Raw genomic sequence first — 18119 nt, forward strand, 5'->3', positions numbered from 1 at the left:
CGAAACCCTGCCAGGTTTTTCTGCTAAGGCCAAAGCAGCCACTAACGACGGTGTTCTTTGAGGACAAAAAAACAAAAGAACTGATTGCGTTGGCGATGGATGTATCGACACAGTGCGATGGGGGAATCGGCTTTCACGTAAAAGCGCTTGTAAGGCTTGGTGCAACGAAGCAAGAAGTTAAGAGACGCTTGCAGTTTGACGAACAGAAATGGTACCTAGCGGTGAGACGCGTGGCGCTCATTTATCGAGCGCCCTTTACGCTGTCACTTCAGTCGTTTTGATTCTTAGCGCCTTTGATTTTTTCGATTTGCGCAGGAGTGAGCCGGATAACACTGCCGGGATAAGGTTTACCTTGCGGGTAATCCCATTCTTTGGGTGTCACCGACTCAGCAAACTCAAGGAACGAGCGACATGTTTTACGAGAGGGCACCATCCCCAGTTTCTTGGCATAGGCTTCAAGGTAGCGATGATCCACATTTTCCTTTTGCAGCAAGCAGTAGGCTTCTGTGGAGTAAACATCATTGTCTTTATCATGGTCGTGCGCTTGCAGCGTAGCACTGAACATTGCCGTGAGTGGCGCTAATATCAACACGCTGCGCTTTATAGGTAAACGAATTTTCATAGTTCTTTCCAAGCTGTGTGAAACTTCCTGTCGAATAGTGAAGGTGTCTTTTCTGCACTGCACCTCAGCGTCCCGCATAATCAGCTTATGCCAGAATTCCGATTCTGCAAGTTTATCCGTTGACGCTAATTTAGGCCGTGGGTAACCGACCTGCAATAAACTTAACCAACGTAGCGCTGATGGTTGACTGATTGCGTTGTTCGCGATGTTTTGCGCGGTCAAACAGGCAAACGTGAATATTGCCGAGATGGGGTAGATGCCGGCCAGAAATCACACTTAAATTGGCGGGCACACTGCGTCTGGCAAGCGCGGTGATGCCAATACCCTGTGTGATCGCAGCATTTAATCCACTGAGATCCGCATTGGTGTAGGCAATACGCCACGGCACTGTTTGCGATTTTAAGCGCTCGATCACGCGGGTTCGATACACGCAGCCCTCCGGTGCCAGTACCAGCGATATTGCTTGCTTACTGGGCTTGACCGCCGTGTCTCCAATCCAAACAACATCGTCTTTCACCGCATAATCAGCCAATTTGGCGACCTGACTGTTTGCCAGAGCTAAAACCACGTCAAAGGCATCTCGCTTTTCATCGCTGAGCAACTCGTAACTCAACGCGGAGGTTACCTCCAACGAAACATCTGGGTAGAGCGCTGAAAACTCTCCGATGATGGAGGGCAGCAAAATCGACGCAAACTCACTGGGAATACCCAATCGCATTCGACCACGCAGTGGATCCTGCTCGACGTAACGAAATACCTCATCATTCAATTGCAGTATTTGTACAGCTTTATCAAATACCCAGCGGCCAACCGCAGTCGCTTCGTAACGCTGGCCCACCTTGCGAAACAAGCGTTGCCCCAGTTGTTCCTCGATTTTCTTAATCTGTAAGCTGATGGCGGGTTGAGAGCGCCCAAGCCGGTTGCCCGCCTTAGCAAAGCCTCCTTCATTTATAATCGCCACGAAGGTGCGTAAGGTGTCCATCGAAAGCTGCTTCATGATTTGTAAATATTATCCTTGGGCGGTTAATACATAATAAAAGTAAATGTAATGATTTGAAATACAAATTTGAGACTCAGAGGTCGCCTTTCTATACTGCTTAGTAATATTTTCTCACAGTGAGTGATCAGCGATTATGAACAAGCAAACTGCACTGCATCCAGAGCATGTAAAATTAGGCGCCAAACTCGTCGATTTTTTCGGCTGGGATATGCCAATCAATTATGGCTCTCAAATTGAAGAACATCATGCGGTACGCCAAGATGCGGGCATGTTCGACGTGTCTCACATGACCATTGTTGATGTGCAGGGCGCGCAGGCGAAAGCGTACCTTCAACATCTGCTCGCCAACGATGTGGCCAAGCTCACCGTGAAAGGCAAAGCGCTCTATTCTGGTATGTTGAATGAAGAGGGTGGCGTGATTGATGACTTGATTGTTTATCACTTTGACGACACCAACTACCGTGTGGTGGTTAACTCCGCCACTCGTCAGAAAGATCTCGATTGGCTGAATAAGCAAGCCGATGGCTTTGATGTATCAATTAATCCGCGTGACGAATTTGCCATGATTGCCGTGCAGGGCCCCAACGCCAAGGAAAAAGCCGGTAGCGTATTCAGTGCTGCGCAGCAAGAAGCGGTTGCTGGCATGAAGCCGTTTTTCGGCGTACAGGCAGAAGACCTGTTTATCGCCACAACGGGGTATACAGGCGAAGCCGGTTACGAAATTATCGTGAACAAATCTGATGCTGGGAGCCTGTGGCAGCAGTTGCTCGATGCGGGCGTGAAGCCCTGCGGTCTGGGCGCTCGCGATACCCTCCGGTTAGAAGCCGGAATGAATTTGTACGGCCAAGACATGGATGAAAACACCTCGCCATTGGCAGCCAACATGGGCTGGACCATTACATGGGAACCGGCTGACCGTGATTTTGTTGGGCGTAAAGCACTGGAGCAGCACAAAGCGCAGGGCACCGCGAAGTTAGTGGGCCTGGTGATGAAAGACAAAGGCGTATTGCGCGCAGGCCAGGCTGTCCGCTGTGAAGCCGGCGATGGCGTGATTACCTCTGGCACGTTCTCGCCTACGCTTGGTCACTCTATCGCCATGGCGCGTGTCCCTGCCAATGTGGGTGATACGGTTGAAGTGGAAATGCGTAAAAAGTGGGTTACAGTTAACGTGGTAAAACCCAGCTTTGTTCGCAATGGCAAAAGCGTTTTATAAATTAACCCAAAGACTACATCAGGAACCGTTATGAGCAATATCCCTAAAGAATTACGTTACACCGCCACCCACGAATGGGTTCGCCCCGAAGGTGATGGCACCTTTACTGTTGGTATTACCGAGCATGCGCAAGATCTACTTGGCGATATGGTGTTTGTTGAATTGCCTGACGTGGGCGACGAAGTGAGTACTGGCGATGACATCGTCGTGGCTGAATCAGTCAAGGCGGCTTCTGATGTTTACGCCCCTATCAGCGGTGAAATTCTAGCGATTAACGGCGATTTGGAAGACTCACCAGAATTGGTCAATTCTGACCCGTATGGTGATGGCTGGATGTTTAAAATCAAAGCCGAAGATCCTGCTGAAGTGGAAGGGCTTCTTGACGCCGAAGGTTACGAAAGCACCATCGAAGAAGATTGATCTTCCAACTGATTTAGCTGGACCGCTTAAAGCATCGCGTCGTTATTCACGCGGTGCTTTTTTCTTTATCATTGCGAACACGAGTGACTTATCATTATGTCGAATCAAACACCGACCCTTGCCCAACTAGAGCAACCCTTTGATTTTGTGCGCCGCCATATCGGCCCAGGTCAACCTGAAATCGCCGCGATGCTCGATACCATCGGCGCAACCTCACTTGACGATTTGATGGAACAAACCGTACCGGCCAAAATCCGATTACCGGAGCCGCTCAATGTCGGCAAGGCAGAAACGGAAGTTGATGCACTCACGCAGTTAAAGGCGGTAGCCAGCAAAAACAAAGTCATGCGTTCGTTCATCGGCATGGGCTATACCGACACGCATACGCCCAATGTGATTTTACGCAATGTGCTGGAGAATCCCGGTTGGTACACAGCGTACACGCCGTATCAGCCTGAAATCGCGCAAGGCCGATTACAAGCTATTTTGAATTTTCAACAGGTCACGATCGATTTAACCGGTTTACCGTTGGCATCGGCATCATTGCTTGATGAAGCGACCGCTGCCGCTGAGGCGATGGGTTTGGCCAAACGCGTGAGTAAAAATAAAAAGGCCAATGCCTTTTTCATTGCGGATAATGTGCACCCGCAAACACGCGACGTTGTAGAAACACGCGCAGAAATGTTTGGTTTCGAGATCATTACCGGACCGGCTGCGGAAGCGCCGGATCACGACATTTTTGGTGCGTTACTCCAGTATCCGGGCACCACCGGTGAAATCACTGATATCAGTGACATCATCGCTGCTGTGCAGTCGAACAAAGGGATTGTGGCTGTTGCCGCCGACATCATGAGTTTAGTGTTACTCAAGTCACCCGGTGAACTCGGTGCCGACGTTGTGCTGGGTAGTGCGCAGCGCTTTGGTGTGCCCATGGGCTACGGTGGTCCACACGCGGCGTTCTTCGCCACGCGCGACGAGTATAAGCGTTCACTACCGGGGCGCATTATTGGCGTGAGTAAAGACACGCGCGGCAATCCAGCACTGCGCATGGCATTGCAAACGCGTGAACAACATATTCGCCGCGAAAAGGCGAACTCCAACATTTGTACGGCGCAGGTGCTATTGGCGAACATGGCGTCGTTTTACGCGGTTTACCATGGCCCTGTGGGTTTGAAGGTTATTGCTCAGCGCATTCATCGCATGGCCGATATTTTTGCAAAAGCATTGCAGCAAAAAGAAATTGGCCTACTACATAACACGTGGTTTGATACCGTTGGAGTTGTGGTTGACGATAAAGAAGCCGTACTAAAACGCGCCATCGATATGGGCTTGAATTTGCGCGCCGATCTTAACGGTGCTGTTGGCGTAACGATGGATGAAACCACCACGCGTAACGATATCGATGCGTTGCTAAAAGTTTTCCTCGGTGATGACCATGGTATCGCGGTAGATGATATTGATGCGATTGTGACTACACAGGGTTCACAATCGATCCCGGCAGATCTAAACCGCACGACGCCGATTTTAACCCACGAAGTCTTCAACAAATATCATTCTGAAACCGAGATGTTGCGTTACATTAAGTCATTAGAAGATAAAGATTTAGCGCTCAATCACTCGATGATTTCATTGGGCTCATGCACCATGAAGCTAAATGCAACGGCTGAAATGATACCCGTGACATGGCCAGAATTTGGCAAACTGCACCCGTTCGCACCACTGGATCAAGCGCAAGGTTATGCTGAGATGATTGCTGAGCTGAGTGAATGGCTCATCAACATCACTGGCTACGATGCGCTTTCCATGCAACCTAACTCTGGTGCGCAAGGTGAATATGCAGGTCTGTTGGCTATCCAGCGTTACCACGCTAGCCGTGGAGAAGCGCACCGCAATGTTTGCTTGATCCCCAGTTCTGCGCACGGTACTAACCCAGCATCGGCGCAAATGGTTAGCCTTAAAGTGGTAGTGGTAAACTGTGACAAAGACGGCAACGTCGATTTAGCAGATTTGCGTAAAAAGGCCGCTGATGTTGCTGAAAACCTCTCTTGCGCCATGATCACCTACCCTTCAACACACGGTGTTTATGAAGAAACGATACGTGAAATTTGCGATATTATGCATGAATTTGGTGGCCAGGTTTATTTAGACGGTGCCAACATGAACGCGCAGGTTGGGATCACATCGCCCGGTTTTATTGGTGCAGACGTATCCCACCTGAACTTGCACAAAACCTTCTGTATTCCGCATGGCGGCGGTGGCCCAGGCATGGGCCCTATCGGAGTCAAAAAGCACCTCGAACCGTTTTTGCCTAATCACACCGTGATCAAGATAGACAATACTGGTGACGATAACGGCGCTGTTTCTGCGGCACCGTGGGGCAGTGCATCGATCCTTCCTATCAGCTACATGTATATTAAAATGATGGGCGGCGAAGGCTTGAAAAAAGCCACTGAAGTGGCGATTTTGAACGCCAACTACATTGCGCGCAAATTGGAAGGGCATTACCCGATATTGTACAAAGGCCGCAACGGCCGCGTTGCGCACGAGTGCATTATCGACTTGCGTCCGTTAAAAGAAGCCAGCGGTGTGAGTGAAATGGATATTGCCAAACGCCTGAATGATTATGGCTTCCACGCCCCCACAATGAGTTTCCCCGTGGCGGGTACGCTTATGATCGAGCCGACCGAATCAGAAGCGCAAGTGGAGCTAGACCGCTTTATTGAAGCCATGATCCACATCCGTGAGGAAATCGCCAAAGTGGAAAGCGGCGAGTGGGACGCTACCGACAACCCGCTGCACAATGCACCACACACCCTGCTGGACATTTGCGACAACGACTGGAACCGTAGCTACGACCGCAAGCTAGCCGCGTACCCAGTACCAGCGGTCGCACGCAATAAGTTCTGGCCAAGTGTTAACCGGATCGATGATGTATACGGCGACCGCAACCTGATATGCAGCTGCCCCGACCTGGATAGTTATCGGGAGATGGGGGAGTAGTTGTGTGGAACAACTAAGTTCCCCCATGGAAATAACGGGCTACCCCGTGGGAATTAAGTTTACCTACAGCGCCTTTCATTCTTGAAGGGCGCTTTCAGATTTGATTGTTAAAAAGCTAATTACAGCTTCCGTTGCTCACCATCTACCACAGCGATTTGGATTTCGCTCACTCCAGGGAAAAGAATCTCAAAGTTTTTAAACCTATGTGAAAGACCAGGTGTCTAGGAAACTAGTGGTGATTCAGTTAGTTTGATTTATCACTCGAGTTAAGTAGATCTTGTGACAAACTTTCTAACTTTTTCACAAAAACATCCCAATTATAACCAGCTATTCCGCCTATTGCTACGTAGCCTAAAGTGGCCCGCACAGGATCTTTCTCATTTGCAATATCCCCAGTCAAAACTAGAAGACCACTTTGAACGATAGCAAAAATCAAACAACCGACAGTTGTCGCTAGCAATGGCGCAAAATAGAAACCCCAAATATGTTTTCTATTGAATGAATGACTTATCGCATAGTGACGATGGAAAGATGTAATTCCTAAAATAGCGCTTCCAAGTAAAGAACCCACTATAGTAAAAAACAAAAAAGGTATTTGAGCAGGAATCTCAACATCGTGACCCACTTCCCAAAATTTCAATAAAGAAGAAAAACCCGACAACCAGCCATCTACCAATAGCCACAAAGCTAGTAATGAATATACGAGGACATAGATAGGTACGAGCCATATAGCTAGTCCTAAATCTGACTCCACGACCACTTGAGTATCTGTTAAGTCTTCAGCATCTGCTGCTTTTTTAGTGGTTCCGAAAGTTTTGTCTTGGCCTTCTTGCAAGGTTTTCATGAGTTGTCCTGATTCAGGTGTAGTTCCGTTTTTATCGCCCATAACCATCTCATATTGTTGCTATTTCCTTATCTACTGCACATAATATCATTAGTAAATGTGCAGTAGGTTACTTTATTAAAGTTAAAACAATACTAAATCTGTCGACTGCATGAGCAATGGATGCGAAAAGAATAAACTATGAGTCAAAATAAAACCGAAATCCAATATACTTGGCCTAGTGACTTTCCCGAAGGAATCCCTGAAAATTGTGAACCTTCTCCAGCGGAAGGCGTCGTTTATCGTTTAGTTAGAACGATTCCTCCAACCGAAATAGATTTCCAAAAACATAGAGATGAACATCCTGATTATGTGTATGTCACTAAAGATAAACCATTATCGTTTGGTATGTCTTTCTTTACTTCGTTGGCAAAATTGAAGCGCAAAACTAGAAATTATCCAGCGCCTGAACAGTACAAACTCTGGCAAACGGTTTGTGGCGAACTCGTACCAGAGCTTGGTGTCATAAAAGAAAAGTCTGGTCATGTCACTCTTTGGGCTCAAGAGGGAGCGCTGCCTCATCAATATATAAATGAAGAGGCAATAGAAGCATGAATATTCTTCCCAAAGACACTATCTTAGGAAAACTGAAAGTTTTCGAAATATACGACGAATTCTATGGCCCAAAGTGCTTTTCAGTGAGAGATGAACTTCAGCACCTTTATCTTGTGTATTGGAGCGGAGATTATGACAACGGAGAATGTAAAAAATGGGTATACATGCCAGTATCTACCAAAATATTGGACGAGTTGGTTCGTGAGGAGTACACATTTTATGAGTCCTTTACTAAGTCAAAGCGTTTGATGCTAGTATCAACGTATTCTGACCGAAATAGATATACTACAATTGAGCCGATATCTGAGGTAAATATTGGTTCAGTTAACCTCCCCCCAAAGGACTTCTCAATAGACCCTGAAGATATTCAATCATTTGCACCAGAAGCAAAGTGGGACTTCAACCTTCGAATTGCAAAAAAGTCAGGGAATGATTCACCTTCTGATAACGCAGTTATTGATACGCTAGATACTTTTAGTGAAGTTGTTAGAGGCATGATGAGGGATCCTAAAAACCAACATCCATCGTTGCATCCACTAACGGCGGATTATGGTTCATTTGATGTGAAACTAGGTTCTAGTAACCAGGAACGTGCTGCTGTGGCAATTGAGTTGCTTGAGACCTTGTTGGAAGATGTAAATGAACTTGAAGCTAAGTTAGAAGAATACAATGTAGACCCTTACAGATTGAAAAATTTACTCGATATTGTAAGTATCAATAAGCTCGATTTAACTTTGAAATCTAAAACGTCCAACATACTTAGTAGACCAATCTCAATCAACGCTGTTCGGCTAAAACCAATTATCGAAAAGCTTGAAGAAGTATCCCTAACTATAATTGATTCACTAAAGGTTCCTCAGGCAAATCGCTTGGATCGAGTTGTTATTATCGTAAAACACAGAATAGAAGGTGGAGAATTAAAGCATCAATTTATAGATGGTATTAGTTCTCAAAGGCAAGTGCAGTATCACGCTCATGCAGCACGTTGTCTTGGCTTGTTGAATAACGATAATACTGTAACTACTGCTGGAAGAGTACTAGCCCAAAAGAACAATAAAGAAGCACAGTATGAGTTCCTTGCAGACAGAGTTGAATCCAGCGATTTTGGATGGGCTTGGATGCAATGGGCTGGCGTGAAGTCTCTAGCTGATCTCGATCCGTATTCTTCAAGAGAGTTCGTTTTGAAGTGTGTGAAAGGTTTAAAGGGTTCCAGTATCAATAGACGAGCAAGTAGTCTAACTGCTTGGGTGAAGTTACTTAAATCATATAGGCGCGATTATTCGCAATAGATAATAATGTAAGGTTAAAACTACTTTCTATTCTAATCAATCAGTCTCAGCCCGCTTTGCGGGCTTTATCTCTCTAGCTTTCTGTCCTCAACTAAGACTAGTTTGCAACGAAACACTGGAGCCTTCTTATGAGTTTTAGTTTGTACTAATTTATATGCAGGCACTGTACTATAACCCAGTAATAGTCCTCAATTCCAACAAAGGTGCAATTACCCACACAGCATCGCCCATGCAAAACCGAGTTAAATATTCAGACGAAGGTTATCCTGTATTTCATCGACCAGTGATCCGGGTACTTCCCATTGCTTGGCAAGCGTTGGCCAGTGGGACACATGCTCTATCGTCGTATCGATGATGTCGTCGACTTTTCTTTTGCTAAAAAGAGGGCTGAGCTTTTCTAAGCTGTAGAAATCACTTCGCGTAAATTGATCTCGTTTACCCTGTAAACTCATCCAATGACGATTAACCCACTGACTGCCGGGTTTGTAGCTGTAGGCTAGGTCGTAAGCGGGGGCGAGAGACCACTTATCGTTTTTCAGGATAAACGCAAAGTTCTTTGCGTGGTCGTCGTGATTTCGCGCAATAATATTGAAGGTAAGACGTTTAAAAAGCTGCTCGGCGTCGAGTGCAGACAGTTTCAACTGTCTGGCGATACCAAAGAGTTCCGCGTAAGAAAACGAACCCGGTTTTTTATAATCAACGTGAGCAAGACCATTGAGGGTCTGAACATGCAATTTCTTATTTTGAATTCGGTCAAATCGCTGCGTAATAAAATGTCGTCGATTGCCTTCCGTCAATAAATGGCATGGCATCATGTCGATACCGCATTGTTGAGCCATTAAGTAGTAAACATATTCCATAGCGCAATAGCCTAAGGGATCGCCAAAAGTCTCCTTATTGCGGTTATGTTCACTCACCCCGTCAAACTTCAACAGATAGTGGGTAAAATCGGATGGTACATGAGCCTGACCGGAACGCACTTGCGTAAAATCTTGATTGAATGCCAATACCGCCTTGGGCCTCGCGCCTCCTGCACTCATACCAACAGACAGTAATGACATCATCGCTTCGCGGTCTGCTTGCCCCTGTTGCTTTAGCTCGACTTTGAAACTGTTTCGTGAATCTAAGATATCTTGTGCGATGGACACCAGCGATTCGATTTCCACTTGCTGCGAAGCATTCAGGCTTTTTAGCTGGGTCGCTGGCGCATACTCCAAGGCGCCCATGCCGCGCTTCCCAGTGTATTGCAGGCGTTGCAGTGGTGTGATATCGCTGGGTGAACGACCTTGCCCTGCCACCCAGGCATTAAGAACCGCGTTACCAAAATCATCCGGCAACGAATCTGCAATTAGTCCCGGTAGCCCTTTGAAGGTGGCGAAATTCAGCTCTGGGAAGCTATAGATCTGCTCTGATAAAGGCATTTTGATGGGCGACAGCTCAACACCGTTTTTTACAAAGTCAGGCTCGTATTCAAAGGCACCCAGACCTTTCTCTGTGTCGAAACTGACGGCACCCACGGCTTTGTTGTGGTAGGTGACGTTGATAACCTCCATCACCATTCTGGGGTGTCCTCACTATCCTTGCGACGTTTCCCAGAAGCTCTCTGCCGTTTTTTGCCTTGCAGCTTGGCCAACTGAAGGGGAGAGACTGGTTGTTTGGGAAGGAAAAGGTCGAGTTGTTCGGTTAAATCCAGCGCCATCAAAATTGCGATCAGGATATCCAGTTGCACTTTGCCTTTCTCGGCGTTGAGCACCGTTTTGCGAGCGACGCCAGCCAACGCGGCAACCTCAGATTGCGTCAAATCTCGATTCAATCGAGCTTGTTTTAATCTTTCACCGAGTTCCTCAGCCAACGCTGCCGCTGTCTTCTCTTTCATGATTAAAGTTCTTATTTAGGCACTTTATGCAATCTGAATGGGTTTATGTTACTAACTTAGAACCTTAATAGGGGGTGTGTCAATGTGTAATTTTAATGTGTCTAAAATGGGATGATACTGCGATTTTTCATAGTTAAGGTGTATAAAGTGGGACATTATGGGGTTTGTATCTTTCAGTCTGACAAAATAATCTCTACTGGAAATGCACCACGGGCTGTAATCCTAATGACTTTGACTTCACTTAATGCAGAAATATTGTGATCGAACAAATCGATTTTAGTTATTTTAGACCATGGAAGTATCCCAGAGTGGTGACTACCCGATTGAATACCAGCATCCGTGATAACTAATTGACTATTTCTACGCTTTTTAGATTTCTTCAGCAGTATCACAAGCATTAATGCACAAAATAGCGTCGATATCCCTGCGCTGACAACAAGATGAGCGGAGTGCTCATCGTAAAAATGGGGATGTACACAATCCCCACAATCATTGCAAAGCCATAAGCCGCTAATTGCGTGGATGGTCTGTTGTCGTTATACGAATATACGTGCATGGTCATTTACCGAGATAATGATATCCAAATAAACACAGAAATCTTCTGCGAAAGAAGTCGCATCAAGTTGCTATAGTTTGAAAAAGATAATAGCAATACGATTGACCGATTTAAGCACAAAGGATTAAATCGCGTTGACCTCAATGTTTCTTTGCAACACATCAAGCCCCTGCATGTTTAAGAAATGCAGTAGGTCGATAAACACCCAGTTTTCAGCGAGTTTCCCCTCATGCTCTCTGTAAATATCGACAACGCGCATATCTGCGCCAGTTAAACCCGCGGGCATTCCCATATAGCCGCCGGAGTTTCGCACAGTCAGGTTTGCCCAACCGAAAAAGCCGCCAAAACGACCTTCTGCAAGGCGGCAAATGTGGCCGTTAAATCGATATCCATCGTTTAACGACTGACCAAAGGGGCGGGCATGTTGCTTAATGTAGCGTTCAATCGAATAGGTCGCACCAATCCCGTGAGGCCCCCACCAAAGCATATCATCATGCCAACTTTCGGCCAGTTCATCGGCATAGGTTAAGCGCTCTTTACTCGTTCTTTTATTTTTGCCCATCCCCGTTAACATGGCATTGATGGTATTCAAGGTGTTTTGACTGATTTCTGGATTTTGTCGAGACCACATCAACCCTTCGTGAGTCAATGGCCCCGGTTGAATGAGATGCGCCCCTGTTTGCGGAGGAAATGGATTCTGGCCTGCTTGTATCATCACTTGAGGTATATCGAAGAACATGGCTGATTCAGTGATTTTACCGTTTTCAACACGGTTAAATTCGACATATCGCATCATGACTATTCGCCCAGTCGGTCGAATACCCAGCCATGGATTGTCAAACAGCCCCATCAAATGGCCCATCGAAACCACCCATACTGACTCAAATCCGTCGATCTCATTGCAGCCAGCCATAAAAATATCAGGGCGCCTTTGTATGCGAGAGAACGCCTGTTTTAACGGAACCCAAAATTCCTCAGCCACAGCGTCGCATCCCGTTTTTTCGTTAAACGGATGCATGCCTCGCCACTTCCATTGAGGCGAGGTGTAGCGAGAAAGTACTTCTTTAGTCGAGGCTAATGGCTCAGCAAACAACGCCTGATGGAATTCCCGGACCAGCGATTTTTCAGCACTAAAGTCTCTATCGAACATAGCCATCGTCATACTGCTATTGCATTTGTTAATTGGCGTGCTGTGAGAAGCGCATACAAATTTTTGGGATCATCCAGTTTGGGTACAAGCTCGATGTCGCTACCTATATTATGCTCAGTTGCCTTGTCCAATAAATAGCGCAGCGCTGAATAATCTTCTAGCGCAAACCCAACCGAGTCGAATATAGTCACTTCGTCTTCTCGTTCGCGCCCCTGAGCAGTTCCGGCGAGTACCTTCCACAACGCTTCAACGGGGTGATCTGCAGGCAACTGCTGAATGTCTCCTTCCACACGGGTTTGTGGTTCGTATTCCACAAAGATACTGCCGGCTTTTAGCACATCTTCATGTAACTCTGTTTTCCCCGGGCAGTCACCGCCTATTGCATTGATGTGCATACCTGGCTCAACCATATCTGGATGCATTATCGTTGCCCAGGCTTTGTCGGCAGTGACGGTAGTAACAATGTCTGCACCACGAACGCAGTCTTCGGGTGAGTCAGATGTCGCTACGTTTAACGTGGGCGCTACCATTCTCAACTGCCTTTTCAATTTCTGTACTGCTTCTTTGTCGATATCAAAAATGCGTAGCTCTTGAATACCAACGATCTCTTTAAACGCGATGGCCTGAAATTCGCTTTGCGCCCCGCATCCAATCATTCCCATGATGTTAGCGTTGGGCCGAGCAAGCGCCTTTGCGGCCATTGCTGAGGTCGCGGCAGTTCGAAAAGCTGTGGTCAACGTGAGTTCCGAAAGTAGCAAGGGATAACCGGTTTCGGTGTCGGCAAGCGCGCCAAATGCCATCACGGTGGATAAACCAAACTTCGTGTTTGCCGGATGGCCGTTGACGTATTTGAACGAGTATCGTTCATTGTTTGCGACGGGCATAAGCTCGATAACACCTACATCTGAGTGTGCCGCCGTCCTTGCACATTTGTCAAAATCAGGCCATTTTAGAAAATCAGCGCGAATGTAGTCATGCATTTCCTGCAAAAAAGTTTCCACACCCACTTTACTCACCAACGTCACTAAATCCGAAACATCAATAAACTTGGTCACCTTACTTACTCCACAAAAACGTTATGCTCAATTTTTTATCTAACAGTAGCGCTTAAGTCTGCTCAGTCACCACTAAGCAAATTTAGCTTCGATGCTTGACTCGTCAACTTCTTCTGCTGGCTCAGGCTCAGCAATCCGAGGGATCCACTCATTTGCTGTGCTTAAATCCTCAGAATAAGAGCGATGCAGTATTTGCTCATCATCAAATCGAAACGTTGTGATTAGATAATGAAAGCTTGATTGCCTTGACTTACCCAGCTGTAGATCATGAATGGCGAGCAGGGCGGCAGCTTGGTCTTCATTAGAGAACGCTCGCAGTACGAATACCTTTCGTCGAGAGTCATGGCACTCGGCGGTTTGGGTTTTCATTGTGCTGAATGATTCGGCCAGGGTGCGTATATGCTGCGCCGCAGAAGCGTCTAGTGAGGCGTGTTCCGATGGGTTCATTGCAACAGCGGATGGCACTTGAGATAGCATAGGATCAAAAGCAACCGACACATATTGGTTCTTCTTTTTGGGCGCACCGCGCTTTGGGCCAGTCACCCAAAGCCGCAGAATATTATTGTTTACCGTTTCACAGAAAACTCCCATCGTTTCGCCCTGTTGGCTGACGCCTAACATGGCTACCATATCGCCTGATGAAACAATGTGAGGCGAAGCAAATGCATCGGTAAGAGGATGACGTCGAAAGTACTCAACAATTGCTCTATGTCCCCAGATTGATTGTCCAAAAACTTCAAGCCTGCAGGTATTCAACACATTGTTTTGATTCGACAATGTTCCAGTCACTAATGATTGTAATTGGGAGACTACTTCGTTCATGCGCCTAATCCTCCTGCTATTTGTCTGAGCACGGCCAATTCGTCAAACAGCGTTATATCTTCAACAACTTTGTCTCCGCGCATTCTTAGATGACTGACGTTTAGCAGGAGAATTTCTCTGCCTGACGGCTGGCCCCACACGCCAGAGCCTGTGTGCTTGCCTGTTAACGTCCAACGAATAGCCACGGCGATGTCACCATTCGGGAGCGGTCGTGCCGCCCAATGATCGATGCTGAGACTCAAATCGCTGAGTGCTGCGCATATTTGCAGTACACACCCTATCCAATAACCCTCGCCAAAACCGTGACGTTGCGTGGGCCATTGAACTTCTACAGCAGGCGACAAATGCTGTACGGCATCGCCAAATAAACTCTCACGGAAGGCCAGTATCAGCGCATCAGCATAGATTCTAGCGGGATGGTCGTTGGGGGGTAATGTCGCAGCGTTGCGCTTAACACTTTCGATCCATTCTTCTCGCCAGCTGTGCCGAGATAGATCGCCTTGCTGATCTGAACTGGCTTGCGATCTAGCGATATCCCAAGGGTTATGACCGAGTTGAGCCGCAGCGAGAAGATTGTCTCTCACCAGCCATTCTTCAATAATAAGGTTTTCTTTAACCACGCAGTCAGCAATCGTCATTACACCGCTAGGGTTCATCGATGCCATTCCCATTGCGTCATCACCCATATGAGTTCCATCACTTCTGATCCGATGAGAGCTGTAAAATAAGCCTGGCTCATCTTCGCTCCAAATGACATCCTCACCAACCACCGCGCGATCAGAAAAGGCGGCGAGCGCACCAATCGTGCCCCGTACTACCGCTTTGCTGCCGACAGTAGGTCCACTCAAGGTATGTAATTGGCAGTCTTCAGAGTAATGCGTATAGCAAAGCCCAATATTTTTTTCTTCCCATATCCGGTGAGTGCAACGAATAATGTAATCGACGATATCGCAATAGATTGGGTCAAAGTTGTTCAGTGTTTGACGACGCGGTTTCGGTTTAAGCAATTCTTTGATGGTCTGTCCAACGGGTGACAAAACTTCAGGGTTGTCATTCCACTTCATTTAGTGATCTCCATCTTGGCGATAGGCCGAAGCTAAAACACCCACTTCATCAAAAAGCATCCATTCCTCGACAATTTTGTCGCCCACAAACCGATGGTGACTCATGCCCATCATGTTAATGGGCCTTAATTCAGGTACATCGCCCAGCATACCGCCTTTTCGTGTACTGCCTGACAGCACCCAGCGGACGGCGACAATGAGTCCATCGGTTTCTTCTGAATAGGTAATTTTCTCAACAGAAATAGTGGCATCGGGCAACGCGGTTAGCATAAGCAGTAACAGCGCAGAGTAGTTTCGTTTCCCAATCGCCACTCTACCGCCACTCGAATGGCATACCATGTCAGACGAATAGTATTTATCGATCAAGTCAAATCGACGTAAATTCCAGATGTTATGGTAAAGATTGAGGAAATAGCCCTGTAGCGAATTTTCTGGGGTCTCCAGCGCTCGGCGGGGAACTTGTCCTATCATGCGTGTGGGAACTGAAACAACTTGGCTTTCCTGTAATGGGTGTTGCGCAATCTTTTGGGCAACGTCATGAATATTGAAGCCTAATTGACGCACTAAGGCGCCGTTGTCACGCACCAGCCACTCCGTATGAATTCGATTTTCAAGGCTAATGCAGTCTGCGCAAAAACGGATATTGACCCGTTTACCTGTAGCGGGTCCAAACATAGACGCACCTAGATTGGTTGAGCGGCTAAAACCTAAATGTGACGTGTAAAACCCTTCTGTTTCATTTCCAGCCCACGCGACATTTAAAAAATGTGCCTCACCATCTGGAAACCCGTTCAATGTTGCTGCCGTAGAGGCCATCACCTCTTCTACAGACCGAACGACCCCGTACGACGAATAGATAGTACAACTGTGATCATAGGTGTCGTAAATGCGCCCCATAGCGCGATCGACCCAAATCTCGTCCGTTATCCGAACGATGTAATCAACAATGTCCAGATATTGCTCTTCAAACCCTTTCATCGCCTGAGTTCGTTTACCGTTAGGGTGCCGTAAGGAGTGCGCATCGCGCTTGCGCACCTTAGTCACTTGCTCACGCTCCTCAACGGGGAAAGGGAGCCCCGAACGACTCTTATCAGCAATTTTTTTATCAGCCACTACTTATCTCCAAAAATCTCTGTTGAATCAATTACGCACTTGCTGCAGCTTTCTGTTCTGCTAACGCAGATTGTGTTGCTTCATAACTTTGTTTTGTCACTGTGATGCGCCCATAGAAAAATGTCGTTATTAAACCTGGAATGGTTGAGAGGACAAATGCCAGGGCTAACCCCATGAGAATCGGTTCTGAAACTTCGCCTGGGACCGCTTTTTCAGGAAAAGCGATAAAGGCCAATACCCAGCCTGCTAGCGCAGCGCCGATGGCTTGGTCAAGTCGGGCGAAAAAGGTTCGTGTCGAATACAAAATACCTTCTTGCCGAATACCGTGCTTTAACTCACTTTCATCCGCAATATCAGCCAATACTGAGTAAACTGTGGTGGTAAGTATGCTGTAGGGGGCATGCTGTAGCATTGAAAATAGAATAAGAATAGCGAGCAAATAAGGCGTGTTGTGCGACAGAATACCGTAATACCCCAATAGCAGTGGGATCGCTGGGCCTACGCAATACACCACACACGCCACCGCGGCTGTTTTCCGCTTATCAAATCGTTTATGGAATCGAGTCACCATGGAAGATCCAAACACGTAACTCACTAAGCTTCCAATGACAAAAAAGGCAATCTGGTCATTGGTCAATTGCCAGAAGAATGTGGCGGTGTAGAGCCACAGACCTGAACGAATGCCCACCATCATCGACATAAAGAAATACCCGATAAGAAGCATGACATAGCTCCTATTTGTTAAGGCTCGCTTGATGTCTCTGAAGAACTCAAGAAAACCGAATTTAGGCGTTTCTTCTTTCGGTGTGGTTAAGTAGGGGATGCGTGACTTGGTAAACCAACTCGACATAAATAGAATGACAAGCACGGCGATAGCAATAGTCATTGAGAATGTTGGCCATCGCTCGGGGTCCAGCGCGCCATTGGGGTATCCGGGGCTGGATTTAAACATCCAGCCGAACGATAGTACCCAGATAGCGGTGTCACCCATCCAGAGAAAGAATGTATTGTAAGCCATTACCTTGGAGCGTTCGGTGTAGCTGCTGGATAACTCACCGCCAAAGGCCATATGCGGCGTGTGATACACACTCATTGCTTGCTGTAACAAAATGTTGAACCCGGCCAACCACAAGAGTTCGACTGTTTGACTTAAACCATCAGGTGGATTGAACACCGCATAAAATGAAAACACAATTGGTAACATTGAGCCGAACATAAAAGGGTGTCTTCGCCCAAACCGAGATCGTGTTCTGTCTGACCACGAACCGACAATAGGATCCCAGAAAGCATTGATGACTAGACCTGCCGCAATAGCCATTCCAACTAAATCAGCCGGTGCGCCTCGCACTTGATTGTAGTAGAGGAGAAGAAACATATTGACCGTTGATAAAATGACAGCTTCGGCTGTACTACCAGAGGCATAGGCAACTTTTAAAGTACGCGTAATGGGGGGCGCCGAAGCGGTACTGTTTTCGATGTTTATTTCTCCTCATCTTTTCTG

General features: G+C 46.9%; 18 protein-coding genes. 6 read left to right on the top strand and 12 right to left on the bottom strand.

Annotation, left to right across the window (positions count from 1 at the left end):
- Positions 1-95 precede the first annotated feature (95 nt).
- A complete protein-coding gene (locus KIU71_RS17760) occupies positions 96-281 on the top strand; it encodes a hypothetical protein (protein ID WP_250207245.1) in 186 nt (61 codons plus the stop codon).
- Here KIU71_RS17760 and KIU71_RS04045 read toward each other — a convergent pair.
- Both KIU71_RS04045 and KIU71_RS04050 read right to left on the bottom strand, forming a co-directional pair.
- Positions 269-622, bottom strand: coding sequence for a hypothetical protein (locus tag KIU71_RS04045; protein ID WP_214129898.1), 354 nt, complete (start codon positions 620-622; stop codon positions 269-271). The genes KIU71_RS17760 and KIU71_RS04045 overlap by 13 nt on opposite strands.
- Before the next feature lie 130 nt (positions 623-752).
- The gene (locus tag KIU71_RS04050) at positions 753-1619 is read right to left on the bottom strand and encodes a LysR family transcriptional regulator (protein ID WP_214129899.1); all 867 of its coding nucleotides are present in this window, start codon (positions 1617-1619) and stop codon (positions 753-755) included.
- A 136-nt stretch (positions 1620-1755) separates the two neighbouring features.
- Between KIU71_RS04050 and gcvT the strand changes: the two genes are divergently transcribed.
- The 3 genes from gcvT to gcvP all read left to right on the top strand — a co-directional run bounded on the left by gcvT (position 1756) and on the right by gcvP (position 6255).
- On the top strand, positions 1756-2835 hold the full coding sequence (gcvT, locus tag KIU71_RS04055) for a glycine cleavage system aminomethyltransferase GcvT (protein ID WP_214129900.1): 1080 nt from the start codon (positions 1756-1758) through the stop codon (positions 2833-2835).
- Between the two features lie 30 nt (positions 2836-2865).
- Positions 2866-3255, top strand: coding sequence for a glycine cleavage system protein GcvH (gene gcvH / locus KIU71_RS04060; RefSeq protein ID WP_214129901.1), 390 nt, complete (start codon positions 2866-2868; stop codon positions 3253-3255).
- A 96-nt stretch (positions 3256-3351) separates the two neighbouring features.
- Entirely contained in the window at positions 3352-6255 is a 2904-nt protein-coding gene (gcvP, locus tag KIU71_RS04065; protein ID WP_214129902.1) for an aminomethyl-transferring glycine dehydrogenase, read from the top strand.
- 244 nt (positions 6256-6499) lie between these two features.
- Here gcvP and KIU71_RS04070 read toward each other — a convergent pair whose 3' ends face one another.
- Positions 6500-7141, bottom strand: coding sequence for a hypothetical protein (locus KIU71_RS04070; RefSeq protein ID WP_214129903.1), 642 nt, complete (start codon positions 7139-7141; stop codon positions 6500-6502).
- A 138-nt stretch (positions 7142-7279) separates the two neighbouring features.
- On the opposite strand from KIU71_RS04070, the gene KIU71_RS04075 reads away from it, so the two are divergent.
- A complete protein-coding gene (locus KIU71_RS04075; protein ID WP_214129904.1) occupies positions 7280-7693 on the top strand; it encodes a hypothetical protein in 414 nt (137 codons plus the stop codon).
- Positions 7690-8982: a DUF6575 domain-containing protein gene (locus tag KIU71_RS04080; RefSeq protein WP_214129905.1), complete on the top strand. Its 1293-nt coding sequence runs from the start codon at positions 7690-7692 to the stop codon at positions 8980-8982. Before KIU71_RS04075 ends, KIU71_RS04080 begins: the two co-directional genes overlap by 4 nt.
- 242 nt (positions 8983-9224) lie before the next feature.
- Here the strand turns inward: KIU71_RS04080 and KIU71_RS04085 are convergent, their stop codons facing one another.
- The 9 genes from KIU71_RS04085 to KIU71_RS04125 form a co-directional block, all read right to left on the bottom strand.
- The gene (locus KIU71_RS04085) at positions 9225-10541 is read right to left on the bottom strand and encodes a type II toxin-antitoxin system HipA family toxin (protein ID WP_214129906.1); all 1317 of its coding nucleotides are present in this window, start codon (positions 10539-10541) and stop codon (positions 9225-9227) included.
- Complete coding sequence (locus tag KIU71_RS04090) at positions 10535-10858, bottom strand: helix-turn-helix transcriptional regulator (RefSeq protein WP_214129907.1); 324 nt, start codon at positions 10856-10858, stop codon at positions 10535-10537. Before KIU71_RS04090 ends, KIU71_RS04085 begins: the two co-directional genes overlap by 7 nt.
- Before the next feature lie 397 nt (positions 10859-11255).
- Positions 11256-11414, bottom strand: coding sequence for a hypothetical protein (locus KIU71_RS04095; RefSeq protein WP_214129908.1), 159 nt, complete (start codon positions 11412-11414; stop codon positions 11256-11258).
- 124 nt (positions 11415-11538) lie between these two features.
- On the bottom strand, positions 11539-12570 hold the full coding sequence (locus KIU71_RS04100; protein WP_214129909.1) for a nuclear transport factor 2 family protein: 1032 nt from the start codon (positions 12568-12570) through the stop codon (positions 11539-11541).
- Between the two features lie 2 nt (positions 12571-12572).
- Entirely contained in the window at positions 12573-13619 is a 1047-nt protein-coding gene (locus KIU71_RS04105) for an ornithine cyclodeaminase (protein ID WP_214129910.1), read from the bottom strand.
- A gap of 72 nt (positions 13620-13691) precedes the next feature.
- Positions 13692-14441, bottom strand: a complete 750-nt coding sequence (locus tag KIU71_RS04110) for a hypothetical protein (RefSeq protein ID WP_214129911.1) — start codon at positions 14439-14441, stop codon at positions 13692-13694.
- Positions 14438-15505 (bottom strand): nuclear transport factor 2 family protein, encoded by a 1068-nt coding sequence (locus tag KIU71_RS04115; RefSeq protein WP_214129912.1) that lies wholly within the window; start codon positions 15503-15505, stop codon positions 14438-14440. Before KIU71_RS04115 ends, KIU71_RS04110 begins: the two co-directional genes overlap by 4 nt.
- On the bottom strand, positions 15506-16618 hold the full coding sequence (locus KIU71_RS18005; protein ID WP_214129913.1) for a nuclear transport factor 2 family protein: 1113 nt from the start codon (positions 16616-16618) through the stop codon (positions 15506-15508). It lies immediately after the preceding gene.
- Between the two features lie 31 nt (positions 16619-16649).
- Complete coding sequence (locus KIU71_RS04125) at positions 16650-18101, bottom strand: MFS transporter (protein ID WP_214130155.1); 1452 nt, start codon at positions 18099-18101, stop codon at positions 16650-16652.
- Positions 18102-18119 lie beyond the last annotated feature (18 nt).

This window comes from Alteromonas oceanisediminis (genome assembly GCF_018474025.1).
GTDB lineage: Bacteria > Pseudomonadota > Gammaproteobacteria > Enterobacterales > Alteromonadaceae > Alteromonas_E > Alteromonas_E oceanisediminis.

Coding starts and splice junctions, on each gene's coding strand:
- KIU71_RS17760 (WP_250207245.1), top strand. CDS start 96: ATGGATGTATCGACACAGTGCGATGGGGGAATCGGCTTTCACGTAAAA.
- KIU71_RS04045 (WP_214129898.1), bottom strand. CDS start 622: ATGAAAATTCGTTTACCTATAAAGCGCAGCGTGTTGATATTAGCGCCA.
- KIU71_RS04050 (WP_214129899.1), bottom strand. CDS start 1,619: ATGAAGCAGCTTTCGATGGACACCTTACGCACCTTCGTGGCGATTATA.
- gcvT (WP_214129900.1), top strand. CDS start 1,756: ATGAACAAGCAAACTGCACTGCATCCAGAGCATGTAAAATTAGGCGCC.
- gcvH (WP_214129901.1), top strand. CDS start 2,866: ATGAGCAATATCCCTAAAGAATTACGTTACACCGCCACCCACGAATGG.
- gcvP (WP_214129902.1), top strand. CDS start 3,352: ATGTCGAATCAAACACCGACCCTTGCCCAACTAGAGCAACCCTTTGAT.
- KIU71_RS04070 (WP_214129903.1), bottom strand. CDS start 7,141: ATGGGCGATAAAAACGGAACTACACCTGAATCAGGACAACTCATGAAA.
- KIU71_RS04075 (WP_214129904.1), top strand. CDS start 7,280: ATGAGTCAAAATAAAACCGAAATCCAATATACTTGGCCTAGTGACTTT.
- KIU71_RS04080 (WP_214129905.1), top strand. CDS start 7,690: ATGAATATTCTTCCCAAAGACACTATCTTAGGAAAACTGAAAGTTTTC.
- KIU71_RS04085 (WP_214129906.1), bottom strand. CDS start 10,541: ATGGTGATGGAGGTTATCAACGTCACCTACCACAACAAAGCCGTGGGT.
- KIU71_RS04090 (WP_214129907.1), bottom strand. CDS start 10,858: ATGAAAGAGAAGACAGCGGCAGCGTTGGCTGAGGAACTCGGTGAAAGA.
- KIU71_RS04095 (WP_214129908.1), bottom strand. CDS start 11,414: ATGCACGTATATTCGTATAACGACAACAGACCATCCACGCAATTAGCG.
- KIU71_RS04100 (WP_214129909.1), bottom strand. CDS start 12,570: ATGGCTATGTTCGATAGAGACTTTAGTGCTGAAAAATCGCTGGTCCGG.
- KIU71_RS04110 (WP_214129911.1), bottom strand. CDS start 14,441: ATGAACGAAGTAGTCTCCCAATTACAATCATTAGTGACTGGAACATTG.
- KIU71_RS04115 (WP_214129912.1), bottom strand. CDS start 15,505: ATGAAGTGGAATGACAACCCTGAAGTTTTGTCACCCGTTGGACAGACC.